This is a genomic window from Planotetraspora thailandica, from assembly GCF_016863335.1.
In the GTDB taxonomy this organism is placed as follows: domain Bacteria; phylum Actinomycetota; class Actinomycetes; order Streptosporangiales; family Streptosporangiaceae; genus Planotetraspora; species Planotetraspora thailandica.
This window is the reverse complement of sequence record NZ_BOOR01000036.1, coordinates 26,164-52,116: the sequence shown is the minus strand read 5'-3', so window position 1 is coordinate 52,116 and position 25,953 is coordinate 26,164. Positions and strand designations below refer to the sequence as shown.

Below are 25,953 nucleotides of genomic sequence, written 5' to 3'. Positions count from 1 at the left end.
CGGTCAGGCCGTTGATCTCCGAACTTCTGCATGATCACCACCAAGGGTGGGGTGGGGGGTATTTCGTCTTCTGGCATACGTGTCGTTAACGTGGCAGGACTGTCCCGGCCTTCCGAGGGCAGGCACGATGTCTGGTGAACGAGTGTGATCGCGGCGGTCGTGCGTACGGCCGCCGCTTCTGGACGGACCGGTGGCCAGGGGCGCGAACCCCGCGCGGCCGTCCGGATCGGCGGGCGAGGAGGTCGCGTGAGGGAGATCTGGCCGGGGGACCCTTATCCCCTCGGTGCGACATATGACGGCGCAGGAACCAACTTCGCCCTGTTCACCGAGGTGGCGCAGAGCGTCGAGCTGTGCCTGTTCGACGACGACGGCAACGAGGAGCGGGTGCCGCTCGCCGAGGTCGAGGGCTTCGTCTACCACTGCTACCTGCCGGGCGTGGGCCCCGGCCAGAGGTACGGCTACCGCGTGGCCGGGCCGTACGAGCCGGGTGACGGGCTGCGGTGCAACCCGGCCAAGCTGCTGCTCGACCCGTACGCCAAGGCGGTCGAGGGCGCGGTCAAGTGGGACCAGGCCGTTTACGGCTACCGCTTCGGCGAGCCGGACAGCCGTGACGACAGCGACTCGGCGCCCTACATGCCGCGCTCGATCGTGATCAACCCCTTCTTCGGATGGGGACACGACCGGCCCCCGGCCACGCCGTACCACGACACGGTGATCTACGAGGCCCATGTCCGCGGCCTGACGATCAACCACCCCAAGATCCCCGAGGCCATCCGGGGGACGTACGCCGCCCTGGGTCACCCGGAGGTCATCGACCACCTCACCGGGCTCGGGGTCACGGCGGTCGAGCTGATGCCGATCCACCAGTTCGTGACCGACCACGTGCTGGAGAAGCGCGGCCTGTCCAACTACTGGGGTTACAACACGATCGGCTTCTTCGCGCCGCACAACGCCTATTCGAGCTCCGGCGAGCGCGGCGGGCAGGTGCTGGAGTTCAAGGCCATGGTGAAGGCCCTCCACGAGGCCGGCATCGAGGTGATCCTCGACGTGGTCTACAACCACACGGCCGAGGGCAACCACCTGGGGCCGACCCTGTCCATGCGGGGCATCGACAACGCCGCCTACTACCGGCTGGTCGAGGACGACCGCCGGTACTACATGGACACGACGGGCACCGGCAACAGCCTCCTGATGCGAAGCCCCCACGCGCTGCAGCTGATCATGGACTCGCTGCGCTACTGGGTGAGCGAGATGCACGTCGACGGCTTCCGTTTCGACCTCGCCTCGTCGCTTGCCCGCGAGCTGCACGACGTCGACCGGCTGAGCGTGTTCTTCGACCTCGTCCAGCAGGACCCCGTCCTGTCGCAGGTCAAGCTCATCGCCGAGCCGTGGGACGTCGGCCCGGGCGGTTACCAGGTCGGCAACTTCCCGGCCGGGTGGACCGAGTGGAACGGCCGCTACCGCGACACCATCCGCGACCTGTGGCGGGGCGAACCCGCCGCGCTGCCCGAGTTCGCCTCGCGGCTGACCGGGTCGAGCGACCTCTACCAGGACGACAGCCGCCGCCCCGCCGCCTCGATCAACTTCGTCACCTGCCACGACGGGTTCACCCTGCAGGACCTGGTGTCGTACAACGAGAAGCACAACGAGGCCAACGGGGAGGACAACCGCGACGGCGCCGACGACAACCGGTCGTGGAACTGCGGCGTCGAAGGGCCGGCCACCGGCCCGGTGGCGCAGCTGCGGGAGCGGCAGAAACGCAACTTCCTGGCCACACTGTTCCTGTCGCAGGGCGTGCCGATGTTGTCCCACGGAGACGAGCTGGGCCGGACGCAGCGCGGCAACAACAACGCCTACTGCCAGGACAACGAGATCAGCTGGGTCGACTGGTCGGCCGTCGGGGATTCCGTCTCGAAGGCGGGGAACGGCAGTCAGTTCCTCGAATTCACCCGCAGGCTCGCCCGGCTGCGCCGCGACCACCCCGTCTTCCGGCGCCGCCGCTTCTTCTACGGCAGGCCCGTGCGCGGTTCGCACGACGACCTGAGCGACATCGTGTGGCTGACCCCGTCGGGCACTGAGATGACCGACGCCGACTGGCACAACGGCTACGCCAAGGCGCTCGCGGTCTTCCTGAACGGCGACGCCATCACCGAGCCCGACCGCCGGGGCAGGCGCATCTCCGACGACTCGTTCCTGCTGCTGTTCAACGCCCACTCCGAGGTCATCCGCTTCACGATCCCCAAGGACTACGGAGAGATCTGGGCGACGGAGCTCGACACGGCCATGCCGAGCGCGACGGAGTCGCGCATGTGCCGGGCTGGAGAGGGCGTCCCCGTGTCCGGCAGGTCCGTCCGCGTCCTGCGCCGGGTCTGATCGCTTTCCACAACCGTTGAAGGGCGGTGCCGTGACCTCGACCTACCGCGTGCAGCTCACCCCCGACCTCGGGTTCCGCGAGGTGGCCCGGCTGGTCGGATACCTCAGGGACCTGGGTGTCGGCCGCCTCTACCTGTCGCCGATCCTCCAGGCGGTCGGCGGCTCCCTGCACGGCTACGACGTGACGGACCACGGCAGGGTCAGGGCCGAGTTCGGCGGGATCGAGGCCCTGCGCGCCCTCGCGGCCGAGGGTCTGCCGCTGGTCGCCGACATCGTGCCCAACCACATGACGGTGCCGCAGCCCGAGTCGGACAACGCACAACTCTGGTCGGCGCTCAGGGACGGGCCCGGCTCGCCCGCCGCGCGCTGGTTCGACATGGAGTGGCCGGTCGCGCTCCCCGTCCTGGGCGACGACCCGGGCGGCCTCGTGGTCGACGGGACCGTTCTGCGCTACTACGACCATGTCTTCCCGATCCGGCCCGGTACGGAGCACCTCCCGCTGCCCGAGCTCCTGGAGGCCCAGCACTACCGGCTGGTGAACTGGCGCGAGAGCCCCGGCTACCGGCGGTTCTTCGACGTCTCCTCGCTGATCGGCCTGAGGGTGGAGGACCCCGAGGTCTTCGACGCCACCCACGCCGTCATGTTGTCGCTGGTCGGCGAGGGCGTCGTCGAGGGGCTGCGGGTCGACCACCCCGACGGCCTGGCCGACCCGCGCGGCTATCTCGAACGGCTGCGGCCCCACGTGCCCGGCCCGCTGTGGGTGGAGAAGATCCTCATCGACGGCGAGCGGCTGCCGGACGGCTGGCCGTGCGACGGGACCACCGGATACGACGCCCTCAACATGATCACCCGGCTGTTCGTCGACCCCGCGGGCCGTGACGCGCTCATCGAGACGTTCACCCGGCACACGGGGGTGCCCGGCTCCTACGAGCCGGTGCGGTACGAGGCGAAGAAGCACGTCATCGAGCTGTTCTTCCGCGGCGAGGTGGACCGGCTGGTGGACGCGCTCGGCGACGACGCCCTGCGCGAGGCCGCCGTCGAGCTGCTCGCGGCGATGCCGGTCTACCGCGCCTACGTCGACCCCGGAGAGCAGCCGTCGGCCGAGTCGCTCGCCGTCATCCAGGCCGCCGCGCGTCAGGCCGCCACCCGCGCCGACGCCGACGCCGTCGCCAAGACGGCCAACCTCGTCATGTACGGCCCTGCCGAGGCCGTGACCAGGTTCCAGCAGACGTGCGGCCCCGTCACGGCCAAGGGCGTCGAGGACACCGCGCTCTACCGCTGGTATCCGCTGGCCGCGCTCAACGAGGTGGGCGGGGAGCCCGACAGGTTCGGGGTCTCCGCCGGCGAGTTCCACGCCTTCTGCGCCGGGCTGGCGCCCACGACGATGACCACCTTGTCCACCCACGACACCAAACGCTCGGAGGACGTGCGGGCCAGGCTCGTCGTGTTGTCCGAGTTGCCCGGCGAGTGGGCCGAGGCCGTCGGCGCCTGGTCGGGGGCCGTGCGGTTCGACCCGCGGCTCGACTACCTGGCCTGGCAGACCCTCATGGCGGCCTGGCCCATCTCGGCCGAGCGTTTCACCGGCTACCTGCTCAAGGCAGCACGCGAGGCCAAGACCTCCGTGTCGTGGCAGAGCCCCGACCACGGCTACGAGGCGGGCATCGCCCGCTTCGCCGAGCAGGCCATCGAGGTCTGCGGGCCCGCGGTCGCGGCGTTCACCGCGAAGGTCGACCGGTACGCCCGGGTCAACTCGCTCGGGCAGAAGCTCGTGCAGCTGATGATGCCCGGCGTGCCCGACGTCTACCAGGGCAACGAGGTCACCGATTTCTCCCTGGTCGACCCCGACAACCGGCGCCCCGTCGACTTCGACAGGCGGCGCAGGCTGCTCGCCGCACCGGGCGACTCCTGGGACGGCCAGAAGCTCCTGCTCACGACCACCGCGCTCAACCTGCGGAAACGGCTCGATCCTGCCGCGCCGTACGAGCCGATCGAGGCGGGAGAGCACGCGATCGCCTTCGCCCGCGGAGACCGTGCGGTCGCGGTGGCCACCCGCCTGCCCGCGGGACTGGAGCGCCGCGGCGGCTGGGGGAACGACTCGCTCATGTTGCCGCCGGGCCGCTGGCGTGATCTGCTCACAGAACGACGGCACACCGGCCGGATCCTGCTGGGGCACCTTCTGTCTCGCCATCCGGTCGCGCTGCTGGAACGCGCGCCGAACGAGGAGCGCTGAGCGTTCTCGGGGAACGGGGGAAGTCTTTGCCGGAAGGCGGCCGGGAGGCCGTCGTCGACAGCTGGAGGGGCATGTACGAGGTCTGGGCGCCCCAGGCGGCACGAGTCGAGGTCGAACTCGGGGGAAGCAGGCACGACATGTCGCCGGGCCGCGACGGGTGGTGGAGCGCACCCGGGGACGAGCACGGCACGGCCTACGCCTTCTACGTGGACGGCGAGGGGCCCTACCCCGACCCGCGCACGCGGCGGCAGCCGTACGGCGTCGAAGGCCCGAGCATGGTCTGCGACCACGCGCGATTCACCTGGGGAGACCAGGAGTGGCGCGGCCGCGACCTGCGCGGATCGGTCATCTACGAGCTGCACGTCGGCACGTTCACCCCGGAGGGCACCTTCCGCGGCGTGATCGGCAAGCTGGATCACCTCGTGTCCCTCGGCGTCGACTTCATCGAGCTCATGCCGGTTCCTCCCGTGCCCGGGCGGCGCAACTGGGGATACGACGGCGTCGACCTGTACGCCGTCAACGAGGAGTACGGCGGGCCCGACGGGCTGAAGATGCTCGTCGACGCGTGCCACCGCGCCGGTCTCGGCGTGATCCTCGACGTCGTCTACAACCACCTCGGCCCGTCGGGGAACTATCTGGCCAAGTTCGGGCCGTACTTCCACGACTTCAAGGGCTCCTACTGGGGAGACGCGGTCAACCTCGACGGGCCCGGCTCCGACGAGGTGCGGCGCTACTTCATCGAGAACGCGCTGCAGTGGCTGCGCGACTACCACGTCGACGGCCTGCGCCTCGACGCCGTGCACGCCCTGCACGACGCGCGGGCCGTCCACTTCCTGGAGGAGCTGGCGGCGGAGGTCGAGGCGTTGTCGACGAGCCTCGGCCGCCCGCTGACGCTGATCGCCGAGTCCGACCTCAACGACCCGCGCCTGGTCGAGCCGCGCGAGTCGGGCGGTTTCGGGCTGCAGGCCACCTGGAACGACGACGTCCACCATGCTCTGCATTCGGCCGTCACGGGGGAGACCCAGGCCTACTACGCCGACTTCGGGTCGTTGTCCGCCCTCGCCAAGGTGCTCACACACGGCTACTTCCATGACGGCACCTATTCGAGCTTCCGCGGGCGCAGCCACGGCAGGCCCGCGACCGGGGTCCCCGGATACCGGTTCGTCTGCTGCGTCCAGAACCACGACCAGATCGGCAACCGTCCGCTCGGCGACCGGATGCAGCCCGAGCAGCTGTGGCCGGCCGCCGGGCTGCTTCTCACCTCGCCGTTCACGCCGATGCTCTTCATGGGAGAAGAGTGGGGGGCGGGCACGCCGTTCTACTTCTTCACCGACCATTTCGAGCCGTCCCTGGCCGAGAGCGAGGGAGACCGCCGCAGGATCGAGTTCGAGCGCTTCGGCTACGACTGGAAGGCCCCCGACCCGCAGGAGGAGTCGACGTTCCTGCGCTCGAAGCTCGACTGGACCGAACTCGAGGAAGACGGCGGCGTCTCGCTGCTCGGGTGGTACCGCGACCTGATCGCGCTGCGCAAGACCTATCCGGAGCTCGCCGACCCCCGGCTCGACCGGGTGAAGGTGCGTTTCGACGAGGACCGGCACTACCTGGTCATGGACCGCGGTTCCCTGCGCGTCCTGGCCAACTTCGGCGGCCTGCCCGTCCCCGTACGGCTCTCGCCCGGTGCGCGGCGCCTCCTGCTCGCCTCCGACGAGGCCATCAGGCTCATGGACGGCGACGTCTACCTGCCCGCCCAGTCACTGGCGATCGTGCAGACCTGAATTCGGTTGACGCTCCGGAAGGTATGAGAGCACCCTTGCCGGGTGCTCATCAGACGGGAAGACGCGGCCGACGTCGAACAGATCCGCGCGGTGCACGCCGCCGCCTTCGCCCCGTCGGAGGCCGAAGCCGCTTTGGTGGACGCACTGCGCGCCGACGAGGGATGGATGCCGGCGTTGTCGTTCGTCGCGGAGGGACGGGACGGCGAGGTCGTCGGGCACGTGGTGTGCACGCGCGCCCATGTGGACGGAGTGCCCGTTCTGGGCCTCGGGCCTCTCGGTGTGCTGCCGAGCGCTCAGCGGCGGGGAGTGGGCCACGCGCTCATGCACGCCGTGCTCGGGGCCGCCGACGCGCTGGGGGAGCCGGTCGTCGTGCTGCTCGGACACGCCGACTACTATCCGCGGTTCGGGTTCCGCCCGGCGGCCGACTACGGCATCATCCCGCCGGTGGCCGAGTGGGCGCCCCACTTCCAGGCCCGCCCGCTGACTGCCTACGAACCCGCGATTCGCGGCGCGTTCGTGTACGCGCAGCCGTTCCGCGAGCTGTAGCTCGGGACCCGACATGGACATAGAACTTCCTGGGACACGACGAGGCCCCGGCCGGCTTGCCGGGGCCTCGTTGTTCCGGGATTTTCCGGGTCAGCAGTCGACCAGCTCAGGACGCTGGTTGAGGATCTGCGCCTCCGCGGTGATGAACCGGTTGTAGGCGTCGGTGGCGGCGGTCGAGAACACGGCCACCTTGTGGCAGTTCTGGAAGGCCAGCCGTATGCCGAAATACGCTTCGAGCGCGTCACGCATCGCGTTGCTGGCCATGCACCGCAGGAGCTGGCCCCTGGCCACTTCGTCCGGCGGTGCCTCGTAGTTCTCGGCGAAAGCCGCCTCCGACGCCTCACGCTCCTTGACCAGGCGGGAGACGACCTCCCAGGCGTACGGGAGCGAGGTCCGTACGCAGTCGACGAAGTCCACGGTGCTGACCTTGCCTTCCCGGGCCTGCTCCAGCAGAGCGGGGGGAACGGTGAGCGACATCTGCGCCTCCACGGCTAGACGTGTGACCTTCCCGACCGTAGGCAGGGCGGTGACGGACGTCTATCGCCGAGCGGAAAGAAAAAGATAACTACTTTCATTTTGGAGCTCCCGGTCACCGCAGCCCGGCCATGGCTGCCCGCACCTCGTCGAGGGTGGCGTCGGCGACGGCGTTGGCCCGTTCGTTGCCGTCGCGCAGAATCCGGCGGACGTGGCCGCGGTCTTCTGCGAGCTGGGCGCGGCGGGCCCGTACGGGGGCCAGGAACTCGTTGACCGCCTCCGTAACGACGGCTTTCAGCCCCGCCGCGCCACGGTCGCCGATCTCCTCGGCCAGCGTGTGCGGGTCGCGGCCGAGGCACAGGGCGGCCAGCATGACCAGGCTGGAGACCTCGGGCCGGGTGGCGGGGTCGTAGGTGATGTGCCGCTGCGCGTCGGTTTTGGCGCCGCGGAGGAGCCTGGCGGTCTCGTCGGCGCTGTCGGCGAGCGCGACGCCGTTGCCGCGGCTCTTGCTCATTTTGGTGCCGTCGGTGCCCAGCAGCAGGGGAGCGGCGGACAACAGCCCCTCGGGCTCCGGGAACAACGGCGCACCGCCGTCGCAGTAGCGGTTGTTGAAGCGCCGGGCGATGGTACGCGTGACCTCGAGGTGAGGAAGTTGGTCCTGGCCGACGGGCACCAGGTTGGCCCGGCAGAACAGGATGTCGGCGGCCTGATGGGCGGGATAGGTGAACATCAGCCCGCTGACCGACGAGCTGCGTGAATGGGCGATCTCGTCTTTGACGGTGGGGTTGCGGCCGAGCTCGGCGACCGAGATCAGGCTGAGGAAGGGCAGCAGCAGCTGGTTGAGCGCGGGGACCGCGCTGTGCGCGAAGATCGTGGCCCGCCGCGGGTCGAGGCCGACGGCCAGATAGTCGAGTGCCAGCTCTTCCACGTGGTGGCCGACGCCGTCGGCGACGTCGCGATCGGTCAGCACCTGGTAGTCGGCGATGACGACCAGCATCTCCACTCCCAGGTTCTGAAGGCGGACCCTGTTCTGGAGAGTGCCGAAGTAGTGCCCGAGATGCAGCCGGCCTGTGGGCCGGTCTCCGGTCAGGACGCGGAACCGTGCGGGATCGGCGGCTATCAGGCCTTCCAGTTCCGCGCTTCGACGTTGTGCGGCGGGCACACCGAGGACGTCCGGCGACTCGGCGGCGAGTTGTGTGGTCATGTGGGTTCTCCCTTTCAGACGGGCGGGTCAGCGTGTCCTGACGGAGGCCCCTGTCCAGGGAAAACAAAACGGGCCGTCCATCCGAACGGCCCGGTCGTACGCGAGTTGAGGCGGCCGCTCCTAAGGGGAGCGCCACCAGCTCAGAGACACCGGACGATGCATGCGGCCAGTCTACGCGCCGGGTGATCGCCGGCAGGAGAGCCCGCGTACGGCCCGCCTGTGGATGACGGCGTTTATCCACAGAATGCGGTTCCAGTCACAGGAGTGGCGCAGGGGGAACGGAGGCTGGTTGCCTTCCCGACCTACAGGAGGGTCCCATGCAGATCACCTATCCCGTTCCGGCGGAGACGACATCGGTCTTCGTCGTCGCCGTGGACCGCGCGCCCCTGGAGCTGTCGTCGATCGTCCCGTGGCGCATGGAGAAGCCGCACCGGCGCAAGGCCATGGAGGCGCTAGGCACGCCCCGCCTGGAGTTGGAGGCGATCCGGGCCGACCGGTCGCTCTGGCGGCGCATCGGCCTGGCCGGCGACGACCTCAAACGGGTGGGGAAGGCCCGCCACCATGTCATGGTCTCCAGCACCGCTCCCGTGGCGGCCCAGCCGGAGGCCGCCCAGATCGCCCGTGCCGCGGCCCGCGGCGTCGCGGAGGCCTACCACGGAGTGATCGTCGACCAGCTCACCGGCTCGCCCGTCTATCACTGCGCCTCGTGCCCGGGGGAGCGTCAGGAGTTCCGTCTCGGCGACGACTGGCTGGGCTGGACCTCGGAGGTCGACGACGGCGGTTCGTGCCCGCCCTGGGAACCGGCGGGCGCCGATGCCTGCGCCTGCCTGAAGGTGACCACCCGGGGCCTGCGAAGGTTCGGACTGCCGGAGATCATGCTGGACGGCGCCGCGTGCGCGCACAGCCTGTGCACGGTCACCGTGCTGAGGACCGTGGCCCAGAGGCTGCTCACCGGCCACCTCGCCTGGCTGGCCGGCAACCCGGACGCGCGATGCCGCACCATCGGCGAGCATCTCCGGGTCGACGGCGCCGACTTCGCCGTCTTCTCCGGCACGCCCGACCTGGACGGGGAGCCCTTCCGCGTACGGCTGGCCCGCGACGCCGCCGACCGGTCGTGCCTCAGGGTCGGCCCGCCCGCCGGCTTCGACGGCACCGTCAACGACTGGCTCTGCCGGACACCCGCGTTCCGCGTCGCCTGAGACACCCACGACACGGCCGCCGCCCGGTGGCAACTTTCGCCCTGTGGCGTACGTCTGGTGAGATGTGAGCCGTTCTGATGGGATCGACGACGAGATTCGTGCCGCTCGTGACCGGATCCGGCGGATGGACCAGCTCATCCGGAAGCGGGAAACGCTCGCGGGTGAGATCGCCGGGCTTCGCAGCTCGCTGCCCGCGCTCGAGCGCGAGCTCGCCAAAGAGGACAAGGACGTCGCGCGGCTGGAGCGCGGCGGCGTCGTCGCGTTCCTCGCGGCCGTCAGGGGCGGCAAGGAGGACAGGCTGGCCCGGGAGCGGGCGGAGGCCGTCGCCGCACGCCGTCGCGTGGAGAGCAGGCGGGCCAAGCTGGGGTGGCTGGCCGTCGACAGGGGCGAGGCGACGCGAGAGCTCGCCAGGCTCGGCGATCCGCGGAAAGAGCTCGGCGAACTGCTCGCCCGCAAGGAGCGGATGCCGGCCGAGTCAGGTGATCCGCGTGGCAGGCAGCTTGCCGGCATCGCCGAGCGTCTCGCCGAGCTCGAAGCGGACCTGCGGGAACACGGAGAAGCCCGTGCGGCGGGAGTGGCGGCGGGTCAGGCCGTGAGTGTGGTGCTCCAGCACCTCGGTGCCGCGCGCCGGGCGTCGACCTGGGACGTCTTCGGCGGTGGCGTTTTCGCCGACGTGGTGGAACGCGGCCATCTTCTGCGGGCGGACGAGGCGGCATGGCACGCGCAGCGCGCACTCGACGTGTTCGGGCGCGAGCTCGCCGGCATCGGGGTGCGGGCCGCTCCACGGCTGCCGGGGGTGGACACCCGGTGGTTCGCCGACACCTTCTTCGACAACATCGTCACCGACGTGCTCAAGCACAGGCGGATAGCCGCCACGGCGGACGCGGTTCAACAGGTGGCCGGCTGGGTGGCGGGCATGCTCGCCCGGATCGACGCGCGTCTGGAGCGGCGAACCCGTGAACGCGACGCGCTCATCCAACGGCGCGAGGAGCTGCTGTCGGGTGATTTCCGATCTGGACCCGACGAAGGCGATGATGCCGGTCCCGAGTCATGAGGAGAGCCGATGGAACAGACGGCGGTCGTGGTAGCGGTCAGCCGCAGCGGGACGCACACGTTCAGCAAATACAACGCGGAGGCCATCCGCCTGCTGACCGGCCTGGGTGTGGAGGGCGACGCCCACATGGGTGTGACGGTGAAGCATCGCTCACGCGTGGCGCGTGACCCCAGCCGGCCCAATCTCCGCCAAGTCCATCTGATCCACGAGGAACTGCACGACGACCTGCGCGCCGCGGGCTTCGCCGTACGGGCGGGGGACATGGGGGAGAACGTCACGACCCGAGGCGTGGACCTTCTCGGCCTGCCCACCGGCACGCTGCTCCGGCTCGGCGACACGGCGGTCGTGGAGATCACCGGGCTGCGCAACCCGTGCCTTCAGATCGACGCGTTCCAGGACGGGCTGATGAAGGCGGTGCTGGGACGCGAAGAGAACGGCGGCCTGATCAGGAAGGCGGGCGTCATGGGAATCGTGGTGTCGGGCGGCGAGGTGCGGCCCGGAGACTCGATCGGAGTCGAGCTCCCGGCCGGACCCCATCACCGCCTCGAACAGGTCTGAGCCCTGGCGGGCGGGTCAGTGCACGTGGCCGTCGTGCTCGTGGTGGTCGTGCTCGTCCTCGTCTTCGTCGTCGAGGACTCCGTCGGACGGCTCGACGCCCAGCATGGCCTCACGCGGCTCGACGTCGCCCAGATGCTCGACGAGGCCGAGCACGTGGTCGGGCTCGATCAGCCACTGCAGGGCCGCCGCGCCGGTGTCGTCGGCGTTGACCAGGTCGATCTGCTCCTGGCGCTCCGCGGGGTCCAGGTCCGTCTCGGGGTCGCGGATCTCCGTCAGCGCCGCGGCCTGCAGGGCGCCCACGTCCATGACCTCGACGACGAGGTCGACGGTGAGACGCAGGTAGCGTCCCGTGTCGGTTGTATCGCTCATGGTCGAGATCCTATCGGCCCTCGTCAGGGCAGCTTCCACTCGACGGGAGCGGCGCCCTGCGCCTCGAGCGCCTGGTTGGCCTGGCTGAACGGGCGCGAGCCGAAAAAGCCGCTGCGGGCCGACAGCGGGCTGGGGTGGGCCGACTCGATGCACGGCACCTGGCCGAGCATGGGCCGCAGGTTGCGGGCGTCGCGGCCCCACAGGATCGCCACGAGCGGCCCGCCGCGGGCGACGAGCGCCTTGATGGCCTGCTCGGTGACCTCTTCCCAGCCCTTGCCCCGGTGCGAGGCCGGCTTGCCGGGCATGACCGTCAGCACCCTGTTGAGGAGGAGCACACCCTGCTCGGTCCACGGCGTGAGGTCGCCGTTGGTGGGCGGCGGGTAGCCGAGGTCGGCCATGTATTCCTTGTAGATGTTGACCAGGCTCGCGGGCAGCGGCCGCACGTCGGGGGCGACGGAGAAGCTCAGGCCCACCGGGTGGCCGGGCGTGGGATACGGGTCCTGGCCCACGATCAGCACGCGGACCTCGCTGAGGGGCTGCTGGAACGCGCGAAGCACGTTGGCCCCCGCCGGAAGGTACTGCTTGCCTTCCGCTATCTCCTGCCGGAGGAAATCGCCCATGGCCGCGATTCGCTCGGCGACGGGCTGGAGGGCCTCGGCCCATCCTGCTTCCATGACTTCGTGCAACGGACGCCCTGTCATGGTGGCGAACTCTATCGGCTTTCCCGGTACGGCACGGCCGCCCCGCACGGATAGATCGAATGCCCGCTTAACCCCGTGAAGCGGGCATCCGACGGCCGCGGGGTGGGCCATCTCGGCCACCACATCTACCGACATTGGCGGCTATGCCGTCTTGTCGAATGAAATCGAATGACAAAGTCATCACAGCGATGACATCGGGGGCGTCTGCCGTACAGAATGGTGCCCAGCCCGGATGCGCGCTTTTCCCCCCGTGAAGCGCGCATCCGGGCCTCTGGGCGGCCCCTTGCGTGCGGCTATTTCACCGATCCCGCGAGCAGGCCCTGGACGAAGAACCGCTGGAAGGCGAAGAACAGCACCAGCGGGATGATGAGCGACAGGAATGCGCCGGGCGCAAGGATGTCCATATTGGTCCCGAACTGTCGCATTTGAGATTGCAGAGCCTTCGTCATCGGCTGGTTTTCCGTGTCGGCGAAGACGAGGGCGATGAGCAGGTCGTTCCAGACCCACAGGAACTGGAAGATGCCGAGTGACGCGATCGCCGGCTTGGCCAACGGGAACACGACCGTGGCGAAGATCCGCCACTCCTCCGCGCCGTCCATGCGGGCGGCCTCCAGCAGTTCCCTGGGGATGCCCACGAAGAAATTGCGCAGCAGGAAGATGGCGAACGGCAGGCCGTACGCGACGTGGAAGAGCACGACTCCCGCTATCGACCCGAATATCCCGAGAAAGCCGTACATCTTGGCGATCGGGATCAGGCCGATCTGGATCGGCACGACCAGGAGGGCCACGACGACGAGGAACACGGCGTCCCTGCCCCGGAAGTCGATCCAGGCGAACGCGTAGGCCGCCATCGCCGCGATGCCGATGACCAGCAGCGTCGCGGGAACCGTGATGAGCACGGTGTTCCAGAACGACGAGGTGAACCCGGAGGCCAGCAGGCTCCCGTAGTTCTCGAAGGTGATCTCGGCGGGTTTGGTGAACACGGTCCACCAGCCGGTGGCGTTGTTGACGGACTCGCCGCGCAGCGACACCACGAGCAGGCCCAGCGTCGGCACCAGCCAGAACACGGCCACCAGGATGAGCAGCACCTGCACCAGGCCGCTGCCGGCCCGATCGGCCACCCGTCCGAGCAGGCCGCGCTCGATCGTCTGCCCCCGCGCCTGTGCCGGTTCGGTCAGGGTCGTCATGCCTCGTCCCTCCTGAACCGCCGGATGTTGAAGATCATGAATGGCAGCACCAGGACCAGCAGGAACACGGCCAGCGCGCTGCCCATGCCCTGGTTTCCGCCGCCGCCGAATGAGACGCGCCACATCTCCAGCGCGATGACGTTGGCCTGAGGCTGCACCGACCCGGGCGCGATGATGAACACCAGGTCGAACACCTTCAGCACGTTGATCACCATCGTGACGAAGACGACGAGCAGCACGGGGGCGAGCAGCGGCACGGTGATCCGCCGGAACACCTGCCACTCGGTCGCGCCGTCGATCCTGGCCGCCTCCAGCGCGTCACGCGGGACGGCCGCCAGGCCGGCCGCGATCAGCACCATGGCGAACCCCGCCCACACCCAGATGTACGCACCGATGATCGCGGGGGTGATCAGAGCGGGGCCGAGCCAGCTCAGCCCGTTGAAAGGCGCCGCGAAGTTCGACTGCGGGAGCCGTACCTCGTAGGTGCCGGACGGCAGGCCGGCGAAGCGGAACGTGCCGTCGGCCGCGGTCTCGGCGGTGGCCTTGACCGCGCCGCCGGAGACCGCCTCGACGGTGATGCCGGCCAGGCCCTTCTCCTGCGGGTCGATCTGGTTGAGGGTGCCGCCGCCCCCGCGCACGACGTCGAGCCAGACCGTGCCGCCGACGCCGTCTCCGCCCGAGGCGGCCTTGGCCGGGGCGGCGTCCTTGACCGTGTCCTGGTTCAGGCCGACGAGGGGGATGAGCACCGGCTGTCCCGGCTGGACCTGCTGCCGCGTGACCACCGCGCCGCCCCGGATGACGGCGGGCGCCTGGTCGTTCTCACGCGGCCGGGCCCCGGGGTAGCCGGCGCTGGAGGAGAACGTGTCGTGGACCGTGGTGATGACCGCGTTGGCCACGCCCTTGTCGGGGTCCTGCTCGTAGACCAGCCGGAAGATGACGCCGGCGGCGAGCAGGGAGACCGCCATCGGCATGAACAAAATGAGCTTGAACGCCGTCGCCCAGCGGATGCGCTCGGTCAGCACCGCGAAGATCAGGCCGAGCACCGTCACGATCAGCGGCGCCACGACGACCCAGATGACGTTGTTCCTGATCGTGGTGAGCGTGGCCGAGTCGGTGAAGATCGAGCCGTAGTTGCCCAGGCCGACGAAGCGGTTTCCACTGGAGTCGAAGAGGCTCCTGTAGATCGAATAGATGATGGGGTAGATCACCCACGCGCCCAGGAGGAGGACGGCGGGCGCCAGGAAGAGCGCCGCCGCCTTCGGCGAGGGTCCGAGCCGATGGGGGATGCCGTCCGCGTGCGCGGCCCCGGCGGACCGGGGCTCGGCGAGTAGGGGCTCGGCGGGTAGGGGCTCACTCGGGCCGGTGGAGGCCCCGGCGGGGATCCCGCCGGGGGCCTGCGGGCCGTCCAACCGTTCGGTCACGGCCTCGTCCCTTACTTCGTGAACGCCTGGGCGGCGTCCGCTTCGAGCTTCTCCTGGGCGCCCTTGACGTCGGACGGCTTGCGCAGGAAGTCCTGCAGGTCCTTCCACTCGCCCTTGCCGTCGGTGCCGCCGAACGCGCTCGGCGCGAGGTCGGACATGTCATAGCGGACCGACTCGCCGGCGTCGATGATGGTCTTGGCGAGCTCCTTGGTGGTCGCGTCCGGGTAGTTGTCCGGCGACACGTTGCGGTTGGGGGACAGGTAACCGGGCTGCTTGGCCCAGACCTCGCCGCCCTCCTTGGAGGCCAGGAACTCCACCAGCGCCTGCGCGCCCTTGGAGTCCTTCATCACCACCGCGACGTCGCCGCCGAGGATGACCGGAGCGGTGTCGCCCGCCTTCGGGAACGGCATGATCTTCGCCTCCTGGCCGACCTGGGCGCCCGACTGGCCCACCGAGGCGGCGACGAAGTCGGCCTCGATGACCATGGCGGCCTTCTTCTGGTCGTAGACCTGGGTGACGCAGGTCGGGAAGTCGGTCTGCAGCGCGCCGGACGAGCCGCCGACCATGAACTCCTGCTTGCCGAAGATCTGGGCCATCTTCTGCAGGGCGGTGGCGACCGTCGGGTCGGTCCACGGGATCTCGTGCTTGGCCAGCTTGTCGTAGTTCTCCGGGCCCGCCGAGGACAGGTAGACATTCTCGAACAGGTCGGTGAGGGTCCAGCCGGAGGCCGCGCACAACGCGAACGGCGCGGTGCCGGAGTCGGCCAGCGTCTGCGCGGTCTTGCCGATCAGGTCGTCCCAGGTCGCGGCCGGCTGCGCGCCGGCGTCGTCGAAGGCCGACTGGCGGTACCAGACGAGCGACTTGTGCGCCGCCTTGACGAGCACGCCGTACACCTGGCCGCCGGCGGAGCCGAGCTCCTTCCAGTACGGCGTGTAGTTCTGATCGATCTGCGCCTGGACCTCGGGGGAGAGAGGCTTGAGCGCGTTCTGGTCGGCGTACTGCTGGACCAGGCCGGGCTGCGGCAGGATCGCGACGTCCGGCGGGTTGCCGCCCTCGATCCGCGGCCCCAGGTAGGCGCCGGTGTCCTCACCGGTCGAGGCGTAGGTGACGGTGGCACCAGTCTTGGCCTGGAACGCCTTCAGGACCTGCTCGAAGTTGGTCTGCTCCTGGCCGGTCCACTTCGCGGCGACCTCGATCTTGACGCCGTCGAGCGGCTTGGCGGCGGCGCCGCCGCTCTGCGCGGGCCCGGGGTCGGTGTTGCCGCCGCACGCGGCCGCCGCGAGGGCGAGGACCGCGACCATCGTGGGGAGTTTGCGCATGATCTATCCTCTGGGCTGGACGACCTCGCCGAGCTGCTGTTTCAGGTCGGCGACTGTCTCGTCTACGGGTTTGCTGGAGCTGAGCGCGCCGGAGACGGCGCTGGAGATCACCAGGCTGACCTGGTTGTAGTTGGGGGTCACCGGCCGCGGGCGGGCGGAGAGGATCGCCTCCTTCAGCACGGGCAGGTAGGGGAAACGCTTGATCAGGGCCGGGTCGTCGTACAGCTCGGCCCACACCGGCGGGAACGAGCCCTCGGTCAGGACGAGGCGCTGGATCTCGGGCCCGGTGAAATAGCGGATGAAGTCGAGCGCCGTCTTCTGCCGCTTCGAATAAGCGCTGATCGCGAGGTTGAGCCCGCCCAGCGTGCTCGACCCGGGGCCGTTCAGCCCGGGCAGCCGGGTCACCGCGAACTTGCCCGCGAGGCTGGAATGGGTGGCCGGGCCGTACGCGTGGGGCCAGTTGCGGGCGAACGCCAGGTGCCCGTCCTGGAAGGCGAGCCGGGACTCCTCCTCCTTGTAGGTCAGCGCCTCCTGGGGGATCCAGCCCTCCTCGACTCCGTCGACCAGGAAGCCGAGCGCGGTCTGCGTCGTGCCGAGGTCCATCGTGACGCGGCGCGCGTCCGGGCTGAGGATCTGGCCGCCCGCCGACTGCACGGCCTCGGCGAAGTTGACGGTCAGTCCCTCGTACGGCAAGAACTGACCGGCATATCCGCCTATGTGGTACTTGGAGCTGAGAAGGGTGGCTTCGTTGCGCAATTCCGCCCAGGTCCTGGGCGGCTTGAGGTGCTCCTTCTTGAGCAGGTCGGACCGGTAATAGAGGAGCCCGGCGTTGCTGGTGTACGGCACGGCCCACAACCGGTCGCGGTACATTGCCGTGTCGGCCACGCCCTTGAGCATCTTGTCGAGGGGGAACTGGTTCCGGTCGAGCGGCACGATCCAGCCGGCGTCGGCGAACTCGGCGGTCCACACCACGTCGAGTCCGAGCACGTCGTAGACGTCGCTGTGCGCCTGGAGGTTGGCCACCATCTGGGCCCGCTGCTCGTCGGCCGCCTCGGGGAGCTCAAGCAGAGTCACCGGCTCGTCCGGGTGGGTCTGGTTCCACCGGTCGAGCAGCGGCCTGAGATAGGCGGTGGTGTCCTTGCCCGTCGCGAAGGTGATCGGGCCGGTGCCGCTCGTGCCGGGGGCGGACCGGGCGGCGCCCGAGTCCGTCAGCCCCGCGCACCCCGCCACCATCAAGGCGGCCAGGACGGCGACGGCTCGGCGGGCCACGTTACCTCCGTATTAAGGCGTAGTTACATACGTGTTAGGTAGATGCATGCATGTTATGCATAGCGATAATGTGGGAGTCAACGGCTAAACCCGTAACGCTCCGGTAACTGCCTCGGCGGTCATCCCGGGAGCATCGACGGCATGGAGGTGTGCGCGTGCGGCTGCCGTTGCTGGCGCTCCTGGCGAAGGAACCTGCCCACGGATACGAGCTCAAACAGGCTCTGGAGGCGACGTTCGGCAGCGCCTATCCCTCGCCCAACATCGGGCAGATCTACGTGACTCTCGGGCGCCTGGAGAAGGACGGTTACGTCCGGGCCGTAGACGTCGAGCAGTCCAACCGGCCCAACAAGAAGGTGTACTACCTGACCGCCGCCGGCCGTGAGGCGCTGGAGGCCTGGGTCGACGAGCCGACCGAGGGCCCTCGTGTGCGGGACGAGTTCTTCATGAAGCTCGTGCTGGCGCCGCTGACCGGCATCTCCGACCGGATGGCCCTGGTGAATCGGCAGCGAAGGCACTATTTGTCGTTGATGAGGGACCTCGACGAGCTGGCCGAGCGCACCGATCCGGGCAACCGCGTCGCCCGCCTGCTCATCGAAGGTGCCATGCTCCATCTGCAAGCCGACCTCGACTGGCTGGAACGCTGCCAGGAGGACCTGACCTGATGCCCCATCCCACCCCCCACCCCCTGGATATCGCCCCTGGCGTGATCCCCCACCCCCTTGGCGTGATCATGCAGAAGTTCGCGGATCATGCGCTGACCTCGCACTCCTCTGTTCGTGATCATGCAGAAGTTCGAGATCTTACGGCCCTGCCTGCGAAAACATCTTTCGTGATCATGCAGGAGGGGCGGCGATGACCCAGCCCCCCGTCGTCAAGGTGACCGGCCTGGTGAAGATCTATCAGACCGGAGGGCTGCCCGTGCCTGCCGTACGCGGGGTGGACCTCGTCGTGGAGGCCGGTGAATTCGTCGCGATCATGGGCCCGTCCGGATCGGGGAAGTCCACGTTCGTTCACATGCTGGGCGGCCTGGAAACCCGGACGAGCGGCGAGATCTGGCTGGACGGCAAGCGTGCCGACACCCTGTCGGAGAGCGCATGGGCCGTGCTGCGCCGGCAGAAGGTGGGATTCGTCTTTCAGTTCCTCAACCTGGTCACCAACATGACGGTGGCCGACAACGTCGAGTTGCCGGCCCTGCTGGGCGGGGCGTCGCCGAGGCAGGCGAGGGAGCGGCGCGAATACCTCCTGTCCGAGCTCGGCCTCGAGGAGCGTGCCGCCGCCGCGCCCGGTCGTCTGTCGGGCGGGGAGCAGCAGCGGGTGGCGCTCGCCCGGGCGCTCGCGAACCATCCGAGGTTGCTCCTCGCAGACGAGCCGACGGGCAATCTCGACAGCCGCAATACCCGTGACGTGCTCAAACTGCTCGGCAAGGTGCACCGGCAGGGGCAGACCATCGTGCTGGTCACCCATGACGCCAGGGTCGCGAGCATGGCCGACCGCGTCGTGAGCATCCTCGACGGCCAGATCGTCGACGACGCGCCCATCGCGCGGGCGCCCCGCCGTCCGGTCGGTACGGCAGGCGACATCGTGGAGCTGCACGGGTGAGCCGGTGCATGATCACGAATCGTGTTTTCCCAGGCCGGGCTGTATGTCGTCGAACTTCTGCATGATCACGAACCGGGAAAGGGCAGGTCGCGCCATGTGCGGCCGAACTTCTGCATGATCACGGACAGGGAGAGGGCAGGTGGGGCCGCGTGTGGCCGAACTTCTGCATGATCACCCCCAGGGGTGGGTCATGCGGGTGATCGGAGGATCGGGGAGGGCGGAGGTCAGGTGGATCCGGGCCGACCTCCGGGCCCGCCGCGGCCAGGCGCTGCTCACGATCGTCGCCGTCGCGGGGATCGTCACCGCGCTCATCACGGCGGCCACGCTCCTCGAAGACGGCACCAACCCCTGGCGCGGCCTGTTCGAGCGAGGCAGGGGCGCTCACGTCTGGATCCACACCAAGGGCGTTCCCGACGTCGCCGCGCTCCGGGGGCTGGGCGGGGTCACCGACATCGCCGGGCCGTACCGAAGCGCCCCCGCGACGCTGGCCGAGCGCGGCAGGAAGGTCCCGATCGCCCTCCAGGAGTCGACGGCGGAGCTTCCGCCGGTGGCCCGTCCCCTCCTCCGTGAGGGGCGCTGGCTCGACGCGGGCAACCCCGAGGGCGTCGTCGTCGAGCAGTCGTTCGCCCGAGCCCTGGGTCTGCGCCCCGGCAGTCCCTTCCCCGTCACGGGGCTCAACGGCGCCACCCACACGCTGGTGGTCGCGGGCCTGGCCGAGAGCGGCGATCAGGGTTTCTATCCCGAATGGACGCCTGGCCTGGCCTGGACGCTCGCCCCGACCCTCACCATGGTGGAGCCCGCCCCCGGCCGCACCGAGACCGTGACGGGCCTGCGCCTGGCCGACGCCGCATACACCGACATCGTGGTGCAACAGGCCGTCATTACGCTGCGCAACCAGGTGCAGCGGGTGTCCACATGGCGCGAGGTCAGGGCGTCGATGGAGCTCGACAACCGACTGCTGGGCCTTCTTCTGGCGTTGTTCGGGCTCGCGGGCCTCGTCGCGGCCGCCCTGGCCCTCGCCAACGCCGCCGGCGGCCGCATCCTCACCCAGTTGCGCGACATCGCCACGCTGAAGTCGCTGGGGTTCACCCGGGGTCAGGTCATCCGCATGCTCGTCGCCGAGCACGGCACGCTGGGGCTGGCCGGCATCGCGCTCGGCCTCGTCGCCGGACGGCTCATCACCACCTACGCGTTGTCCGGCACCGTGGTCGTGCCGTTGTCGCCCGGGCCGACGCTCGCCATCGCGGCGGGCACGGCGCTGGTCGTGCTGGTCGCGGTGTGGCTGCCCGCGTGGCGGGGCGGCGTGACGCCGCCCATTCCCGCCGCCCCCGCGTCGCCGCCGGGCGGCCGCCTGTCCCGGCTGGCCCGGCTGGCCCTGCTCGTACGGCTCCCGCCCGCCCTCGTCCTGGGCGCCAGGGACGCGTTCACCCGCCCGGCGACGGCCGCCCTCACCGTCGCAGGCGTGGCCGTGCCGATGATGATGATCACGATCGGGCTGGGCTGCTGGGCCACCCTCGACGACTTCATCCGCCATCCGGAGCAGGTCGGCCAGGCGGCGGCGCTGTCCGTACGGCCGGGCGATCTGACGGCGCAGGAGGCGCTCGGACGCGCGATGGCCGACCCCGACGTCGTCACCGCCTATCCGGGGGTGGAGCTGGACGCCCTCGTGCCGTGGCAGACCAGGACGGTGCGCACGCGTGCCCTCGGCCTGTCCGGCGACCCCTACCCGTTCCCCGTGGTGGAGGGCAGGATGTTCCGCGACCGCGGCGAGGCCGTGGCGGGGCAGGGCCTGCTCGACCTGCTCGGCGTGCGCATCGGCGACCGCGTCCGGATGACGATCGGAGGCACCCCGCTCATCGTCAAGATCGTCGGAAGGGTCATCGAGCCGGAGCAGGACGGCGAGGTGCTCTCGTTCGGCATCGACAGCCTGGCGGCCAAGGACGCGACACCGCCGCAGTTCTACAGCCTGGTGCTGCGGCCGGGGGCCGATCCCGGCGAGGTTCGCAGGCGGCTGGAGTCCCGTTCGCTGGAGGTCGACCAGGCGGTCAACCCGGCCGACCGGCTGGCCGTCATCCGCCTGATCATCGTGGCACTCGTCGCCGTGCTGGCCCTGATCGGCCTGGCCAACCTGCTGACGGCGAGCGCTTTGGGCCTGCGTGACCACCTGCTCGACCTGGCGGTGCTGAAGGCGATGGGCCTGACCCCGCGGCAGGTCATGGCCACCCTGGTGACCGGGACGGGTCTGCTCGTGACGGCAGGCGCGGTGCTGGGCGGCGCCGCGGGCGCGTCCCTGTCGAAGGGGGTCATCGATCTCGAGGGGCGCAGCAGCGGGGTCGGGGCCGGCATCGGCCGTGCCCCGACCCCCGGAATGCTGGCCGCCGCCGTTCTCGTGGCGATCGGCGCGTCGCTGTTGGTCGCGCTGATCCCGGCACGAAGGGCCGCGCGGGCGCAGGTGCCCGTCACGGCCCGGTGAGCGGCGTCAGTCCTTGTCCTGGATCGACAACCAGTAGAAGCCGTGGGGCGGCAGGGTGAGCAGATAGGGCAGGTCGCCGATCGGAGGGAACGGCACGCCGCCCCGGCACTCGATCGGCGTCATGCCGCTGAAGCGGCGCAGGTCGAGCTCGACCGGCTGGGCGAAGCGGGACAGGTTGTTGACGCACAGCACCCTGTCGTCGCCTTCCTCCCTGATGAAGGCCAGCACGCTCGGGTTGGGCGACCACAGCTCGATGTAGTCGCCGGTCCCAAAGATCGGGTGCTCCCGCCTGATCTGCAGCATCCGCCGGGTGAAGTGCAGCAGCGACGACTCGCTCTTCATCTGCGCCTCGACGTTGACCGCCTGGTACCCGTAGACGGGGTCCATGACGGCCGGCAGGTAGAGCCGCCCGGGGTCGGCCGTCGAGAACCCGGCGTTGCGGTCGGGGCTCCACTGCATCGGCGTGCGGACCGCGTCGCGGTCCTCCAGCCAGATGTTGTCGCCCATGCCGATCTCGTCGCCGTAGTACATGACGGGGGAGCCGGGCATGCTCAGCAGCAGCGCGGTGAACAGCTCGATCTGGTCCCTGTCGTTCTCGAGCAGGGGCGCCAGGCGCCGCCGGATGCCGAGGTAGGCCCGCATCCGCGGATCCTTGGCGTATTCGGCGTGCATGTAGTCGCGATCTTCCTCGGTCACGCTCTCGAGCGTCAGCTCGTCGTGGTTGCGCAGGAAGATGCCCCACTGGGCCTTCTCGGGAAGCTTGGGGGTCCGCGACATGATCTCGGAGATCGGCTCGCGGCTCTGCCGCCGGACGGCCATGAAGATGCGTGGCATCAGGGGGAAGTGGAACGCCATGTGGCACTCGTCGCCGCCGGTCGTGGGGTCGCCGAAGTACTCCACCACGTCCTCCGGCCAGCCGTTCGCCTCGGCGAGCAGCACCCGGTCGGGGTAAAGCCGGTCCACCTCGGCCCTGACGCGCTTGAGGTAGGCGTGCGTCTCCGGCAGCCCGGAGCACGCGGTGCCCTCCTGCTCGAAGAGGTACGGCACGGCGTCGAGCCGGAACCCGTCCACGCCCAGGTCGAGCCAGAAGCGCACGACCTCCAGCATGGCCTCCTGGACGGCGGGGTTGTCGTAGTTCAGGTCGGGCTGGTGATGGAAGAACCGGTGCCAGTAGTACTGGCCGCGCACCGGGTCGTAGGTCCAGTTGGACTCTTCGGCGCCGATGAAGACGACGGGCGCGTCGGCGTACTTCGTGGGGTCGTCCGACCACACGTAGAAGTCGCCGTACGGGCCGTCCGGGTCCTCCCGCGACGCCTGGAACCACGGGTGCTTGTCGCTGGTGTGGTTCATGACCAGGTCGGTGATGACCCGCAGGCCGCGCGAGTGGGCCGCCTCGATCGTCGCGACGAAGTCTCCCAGGTCGCCGAACTCAGGCAGGATCTTCAGGTAGTCGGCGATGTCGTATCCGCCGTCCCGCAGTGGCGAGTCGTACAACGGAAGCAGCCAGACGCAGTCGATCCCCAGCCACTGGAGGTAGTCCATCCGGTCGATCAGTCCGCGGAGGTCGCCGGTGCCGTCGCCGTTGGAGTCCTTGAATCCGCGCACGAGTACTTCGTAGAAGACCGCCCGCTTGTACCAAGACGGGTCCTGTGGAGTGAAATCTTCGATTTCCTCCACCGGTGTGAGATCGTTCGTCATATCGATCTCAGTGGCCGGCGCCGACACGTCAGGCGCGGCGAGCTCGGAAACCGGCGCAGAACCGTCAGTACCTGCCGGAATCGGCTCATAGATTGGCGAAGCAGCGTTCATCTGGTCTCACTTGAGGAAAAGAAGGGGCGCGTGGCCAGATCGCGCCCGAGCCTTTGGAAGCTCACGCCGTCTTGTTTGGCCTTATTTGACTCAACGCTACCACCGCTTAAGGTCTGACCGAAATTCTTACCCGTGCGTAAGCTGAACTTTTTACCTGTTTACGCGTGATCACTTCGAGTGAGGATGAGCCCTTCCGTGGGCTTAGGGTTGGCCGCGTGACACCCGCCCGGCTCGGCCTGATTCTGGGAACGCCGCCCGTGCCCCAGGGATCGTGGGATCGGGAGGCGCTCGTCGTGTCGGCGGCCGCGCTCCAGGCCGCGTACGGCGGGCCGCCCCGAGACGCGGCCGAGCGGATCGCGGCCGAGCTGCGTGACCAGGACGGCGTCGCGAGGGTCGGGGTGCGTCCGGGGGGTCTTCTCGACATCGTGCTCGCGGTCCCCGGCGAGATCGCCCGGGAGATCGTGTCGGGCTCCGCCGGCCCGGTGGGGTCCGTGGGCGTCCCCGCCTGGCCCGACTTCCCTCGCACATGGGACAACCCCGGCTTCGTGGTGCGGTTCGCGCACGCACGCGCGGCCGCCACGCTCAGGTGGGCCCGGGATCTCGGGGTGCCCTGGGACGGATTCCGGCCCGAGCTCCTGCGCGCCCCCTGCGACCTCGCGGTCCTGCGGGTGCTGGCCGAGCTGCCCAGCCGTAAGGGGGCCGCGGCCGGGGCTTGGCCGGCCTACGCGGAGCGGCTCGCGCTGGCCTATCACGACGCGCACGAACGCTCGCCCGCCGTTCCGATGGGGGACCGGGCGCCGGGTGAGGTGCACACCGCGCGTCTTTGGCTGGCGAGAGCCGTACAGGTGGCCTTGACCGGCCTATTCGGTGAGCTCCCGAGCAGAATGTGATGAATGCTCCTGGAGTGTCCAGAGAGCCTGTCTCGCCACGTGGGCGGCGTTCTTCTGCGGGGGGTGAGGTCGGATAGCCTCGTTCGGGTGAGTCGATTCGCCCATCCCGCCGGTGACAGGCATGCCGAAGTGCTGCCTGAGGAGCGCCCTCCACACGTGCCGGCCGACCTGAACGCCCTCCGCCCCGCCGTCTGGCCGCGAACGTCCGGCCGCACGGACGGCGCGATCACGATCGGCGGCGTCGACGTCCGGGATCTGGCGAAAGAATATGGAACGCCCCTCTACGTGCTGGACGAGGAGGACGTGCGTTCCCGGTGCCGCGACTACCGGGCCGCCTTCCACGACGGCGAGGTCCACTACGCGGCCAAGGCGTTCCTGTGCCGCGAGGTCGCCCGCTGGATCGAGCAGGAGGGTCTCGGCCTCGACGTGTGCAGCGCCGGGGAGCTCGCGGTCGCGCTCAGCGTCGGGTTCCCGCCCGAGCGGATCACCATGCACGGCAACAACAAGTCGCTCGCCGAGCTGGAGCGCGCGGTCGAGGTGGGCGTCGGGCACATCGTGGTCGACTCCTACGAGGAGATCGCGCGGCTCGGCTACCTCGCGGAACGGCACGGCAGCCGCCCCAAGGTCATGATCAGGGTCACCGTGGGCGTCGAGGCGCACACCCACGAGTTCATCGCGACCGCGCACGACGACCAGAAGTTCGGCCTGTCGCTGAGCAGCGGCGCGGCAGCGGAGGCGGTGCGCCGCATCCTCGCGCTCCCGCAGCTCGAGCTCGTGGGCCTGCACTCGCACATCGGGTCGCAGATCACCGACACCGCGGGGTTCGAGGTGGCCGCGCGCCGCCTGGCCACGCTGCTCGTCGACATCAAGAACGAGCACGGCGTCCTCCTCCCCGAGCTCGACCTCGGCGGCGGATACGGCATCCCGTACGTCGACGGCGACGAAGCCCCGGACATCAAGGTGATCGCGGACGGCCTGCGTGAGATCGTCGCCCGGACGTGCCGGTTGGCGGGACTGCCTGTGCCGCGCCTGACGGTGGAGCCGGGCCGTTCGATCGTGGGCCTGGCCGGCGTCACCCTCTACGAGGTCGGCACGGTCAAGAACGTCGAGGGCCTCCGCACCTACGTCAGCGTCGACGGCGGCATGAGCGACAACATCCGCACGGCCCTGTACGGCGCCGAATACACCGCCGTCATGGCGTCGCGGGAGAGCCCGGCCCGGCCGATGTTGTCGCGGCTGGTCGGCAAGCACTGCGAGAGCGGCGACATGGTGGTGCGCGACCTGTGGTTCCCCCAGGACGTCTCGCCGGGCGACCTGATCGCGGTCGCGGGCACCGGGGCCTACTGCCGGTCGCTCGCCAACAACTACAACTATCTGCCGAAGCCCGCGGTCGTCGCGGTCTCCGGAGGCCGGTCCCGCGTGATCGTGCGGCGGGAGACCGAGGAGGACCTGTTGCGAGGCCAGCTGTGACCGGGACCGGTCCGGGACCACGCGACCGGCGAA

Annotated in this window: 21 protein-coding genes; 12 read left to right on the top strand and 9 right to left on the bottom strand. The window is 69.6% G+C overall.

Features of this window, described 5'->3' with window-relative positions:
- The first annotated feature begins 246 nt into the window (after nucleotides 1–246).
- Genes glgX through Pth03_RS23790 form a run of 4 tightly spaced genes read left to right on the top strand, consistent with a single transcriptional unit; the run spans nucleotide 247 to nucleotide 6,924 of the window.
- Nucleotides 247–2,373, top strand: coding sequence for a glycogen debranching protein GlgX (glgX, locus tag Pth03_RS23805; RefSeq protein WP_203946582.1), 2,127 nt, complete (start codon nucleotides 247–249; stop codon nucleotides 2,371–2,373).
- A gap of 31 nt (nucleotides 2,374–2,404) precedes the next feature.
- Complete coding sequence (gene treY, locus Pth03_RS23800; protein WP_239119316.1) at nucleotides 2,405–4,603, top strand: malto-oligosyltrehalose synthase; 2,199 nt, start codon at nucleotides 2,405–2,407, stop codon at nucleotides 4,601–4,603.
- Between the two features lie 26 nt (nucleotides 4,604–4,629).
- Complete coding sequence (gene treZ, locus Pth03_RS23795) at nucleotides 4,630–6,378, top strand: malto-oligosyltrehalose trehalohydrolase (RefSeq protein WP_239119315.1); 1,749 nt, start codon at nucleotides 4,630–4,632, stop codon at nucleotides 6,376–6,378.
- A gap of 42 nt (nucleotides 6,379–6,420) precedes the next feature.
- Entirely contained in the window at nucleotides 6,421–6,924 is a 504-nt protein-coding gene (locus tag Pth03_RS23790; RefSeq protein ID WP_203946580.1) for a GNAT family N-acetyltransferase, read from the top strand.
- 90 nt (nucleotides 6,925–7,014) lie between these two features.
- On the opposite strand, the gene Pth03_RS23785 is transcribed toward Pth03_RS23790, so the two are convergent.
- Together Pth03_RS23785 and trpS are read right to left on the bottom strand one after the other, a co-directional pair.
- Nucleotides 7,015–7,401 carry an SCO5389 family protein gene (locus Pth03_RS23785; RefSeq protein WP_203946579.1) on the bottom strand — a complete coding sequence of 129 codons (387 nt, stop codon included), beginning with the start codon at nucleotides 7,399–7,401 and terminating at the stop codon, nucleotides 7,015–7,017.
- A 112-nt stretch (nucleotides 7,402–7,513) separates the two neighbouring features.
- Nucleotides 7,514–8,602, bottom strand: a complete 1,089-nt coding sequence (gene trpS, locus Pth03_RS23780; protein WP_203946578.1) for a tryptophan--tRNA ligase — start codon at nucleotides 8,600–8,602, stop codon at nucleotides 7,514–7,516.
- A gap of 317 nt (nucleotides 8,603–8,919) precedes the next feature.
- On the opposite strand from trpS, the gene Pth03_RS23775 reads away from it, so the two are divergent.
- The 3 genes from Pth03_RS23775 to Pth03_RS23765 all read left to right on the top strand — a co-directional run bounded on the left by Pth03_RS23775 (nucleotide 8,920) and on the right by Pth03_RS23765 (nucleotide 11,413).
- A complete protein-coding gene (locus tag Pth03_RS23775) occupies nucleotides 8,920–9,801 on the top strand; it encodes a hypothetical protein (protein ID WP_203946577.1) in 882 nt (293 codons plus the stop codon).
- 64 nt (nucleotides 9,802–9,865) lie between these two features.
- Nucleotides 9,866–10,855, top strand: a complete 990-nt coding sequence (locus Pth03_RS23770; RefSeq protein WP_203946576.1) for a hypothetical protein — start codon at nucleotides 9,866–9,868, stop codon at nucleotides 10,853–10,855.
- 9 nt (nucleotides 10,856–10,864) lie between these two features.
- Nucleotides 10,865–11,413 carry an MOSC domain-containing protein gene (locus Pth03_RS23765; RefSeq protein WP_203946575.1) on the top strand — a complete coding sequence of 183 codons (549 nt, stop codon included), beginning with the start codon at nucleotides 10,865–10,867 and terminating at the stop codon, nucleotides 11,411–11,413.
- Nucleotides 11,414–11,428: 15 nt separating this feature from the next.
- On the opposite strand, the gene Pth03_RS23760 is transcribed toward Pth03_RS23765, so the two are convergent.
- The 6 genes from Pth03_RS23760 to Pth03_RS23735 form a co-directional block, all read right to left on the bottom strand.
- Nucleotides 11,429–11,782 (bottom strand): hypothetical protein, encoded by a 354-nt coding sequence (locus tag Pth03_RS23760; protein WP_203946574.1) that lies wholly within the window; start codon nucleotides 11,780–11,782, stop codon nucleotides 11,429–11,431.
- A 23-nt stretch (nucleotides 11,783–11,805) separates the two neighbouring features.
- Entirely contained in the window at nucleotides 11,806–12,483 is a 678-nt protein-coding gene (locus tag Pth03_RS23755) for a uracil-DNA glycosylase (protein WP_203946573.1), read from the bottom strand.
- Nucleotides 12,484–12,776: 293 nt separating this feature from the next.
- A complete protein-coding gene (locus Pth03_RS23750; protein WP_203946572.1) occupies nucleotides 12,777–13,670 on the bottom strand; it encodes a carbohydrate ABC transporter permease in 894 nt (297 codons plus the stop codon).
- Entirely contained in the window at nucleotides 13,667–15,091 is a 1,425-nt protein-coding gene (locus Pth03_RS23745; protein ID WP_203946571.1) for an ABC transporter permease, read from the bottom strand. The genes Pth03_RS23750 and Pth03_RS23745 overlap by 4 nt, the downstream gene beginning before the upstream one ends.
- An 11-nt stretch (nucleotides 15,092–15,102) precedes the next feature.
- Nucleotides 15,103–16,410 (bottom strand): ABC transporter substrate-binding protein, encoded by a 1,308-nt coding sequence (locus tag Pth03_RS23740; protein WP_203946570.1) that lies wholly within the window; start codon nucleotides 16,408–16,410, stop codon nucleotides 15,103–15,105.
- Nucleotides 16,411–16,413: 3 nt separating this feature from the next.
- Nucleotides 16,414–17,679 carry an ABC transporter substrate-binding protein gene (locus tag Pth03_RS23735; RefSeq protein WP_239119314.1) on the bottom strand — a complete coding sequence of 422 codons (1,266 nt, stop codon included), beginning with the start codon at nucleotides 17,677–17,679 and terminating at the stop codon, nucleotides 16,414–16,416.
- A gap of 155 nt (nucleotides 17,680–17,834) precedes the next feature.
- On the opposite strand from Pth03_RS23735, the gene Pth03_RS23730 reads away from it, so the two are divergent.
- The 3 genes from Pth03_RS23730 (at nucleotide 17,835) to Pth03_RS23720 (ending at nucleotide 21,751) form a co-directional block, all read left to right on the top strand.
- Nucleotides 17,835–18,341: a PadR family transcriptional regulator gene (locus Pth03_RS23730; protein WP_203946569.1), complete on the top strand. Its 507-nt coding sequence runs from the start codon at nucleotides 17,835–17,837 to the stop codon at nucleotides 18,339–18,341.
- Between the two features lie 190 nt (nucleotides 18,342–18,531).
- Nucleotides 18,532–19,278, top strand: a complete 747-nt coding sequence (locus tag Pth03_RS23725) for an ABC transporter ATP-binding protein (RefSeq protein WP_203946568.1) — start codon at nucleotides 18,532–18,534, stop codon at nucleotides 19,276–19,278.
- Nucleotides 19,279–19,429: 151 nt separating this feature from the next.
- The gene (locus tag Pth03_RS23720) at nucleotides 19,430–21,751 is read left to right on the top strand and encodes an ABC transporter permease (protein ID WP_239119313.1); all 2,322 of its coding nucleotides are present in this window, start codon (nucleotides 19,430–19,432) and stop codon (nucleotides 21,749–21,751) included.
- A gap of 6 nt (nucleotides 21,752–21,757) precedes the next feature.
- On the opposite strand, the gene treS is transcribed toward Pth03_RS23720, so the two are convergent.
- Entirely contained in the window at nucleotides 21,758–23,449 is a 1,692-nt protein-coding gene (treS, locus tag Pth03_RS23715) for a maltose alpha-D-glucosyltransferase (protein WP_203946567.1), read from the bottom strand.
- 326 nt (nucleotides 23,450–23,775) lie between these two features.
- On the opposite strand from treS, the gene Pth03_RS23710 reads away from it, so the two are divergent.
- Together Pth03_RS23710 and lysA are read left to right on the top strand one after the other, a co-directional pair.
- The gene (locus Pth03_RS23710; RefSeq protein WP_203946566.1) at nucleotides 23,776–24,450 is read left to right on the top strand and encodes an anticodon-binding protein; all 675 of its coding nucleotides are present in this window, start codon (nucleotides 23,776–23,778) and stop codon (nucleotides 24,448–24,450) included.
- An 87-nt stretch (nucleotides 24,451–24,537) separates the two neighbouring features.
- Entirely contained in the window at nucleotides 24,538–25,920 is a 1,383-nt protein-coding gene (gene lysA, locus Pth03_RS23705) for a diaminopimelate decarboxylase (protein ID WP_203946565.1), read from the top strand.
- Nucleotides 25,921–25,953 lie beyond the last annotated feature (33 nt).

Bases quoted from the DNA above. Each gene is read 5' to 3' on its own strand.
- Pth03_RS23785 (WP_203946579.1), bottom strand. From the start codon at position 7,401: ATGTCGCTCACCGTTCCCCCCGCTCTGCTGGAGCAGGCCCGGGAAGGC.
- trpS (WP_203946578.1), bottom strand. From the start codon at position 8,602: ATGACCACACAACTCGCCGCCGAGTCGCCGGACGTCCTCGGTGTGCCC.
- Pth03_RS23775 (WP_203946577.1), top strand. From the start codon at position 8,920: ATGCAGATCACCTATCCCGTTCCGGCGGAGACGACATCGGTCTTCGTC.
- Pth03_RS23765 (WP_203946575.1), top strand. From the start codon at position 10,865: ATGGAACAGACGGCGGTCGTGGTAGCGGTCAGCCGCAGCGGGACGCAC.
- Pth03_RS23760 (WP_203946574.1), bottom strand. From the start codon at position 11,782: ATGAGCGATACAACCGACACGGGACGCTACCTGCGTCTCACCGTCGAC.
- Pth03_RS23755 (WP_203946573.1), bottom strand. From the start codon at position 12,483: ATGACAGGGCGTCCGTTGCACGAAGTCATGGAAGCAGGATGGGCCGAG.
- Pth03_RS23750 (WP_203946572.1), bottom strand. From the start codon at position 13,670: ATGACGACCCTGACCGAACCGGCACAGGCGCGGGGGCAGACGATCGAG.
- Pth03_RS23740 (WP_203946570.1), bottom strand. From the start codon at position 16,410: ATGCGCAAACTCCCCACGATGGTCGCGGTCCTCGCCCTCGCGGCGGCC.
- Pth03_RS23725 (WP_203946568.1), top strand. From the start codon at position 18,532: ATGACCCAGCCCCCCGTCGTCAAGGTGACCGGCCTGGTGAAGATCTAT.
- treS (WP_203946567.1), bottom strand. From the start codon at position 23,449: ATGACGAACGATCTCACACCGGTGGAGGAAATCGAAGATTTCACTCCA.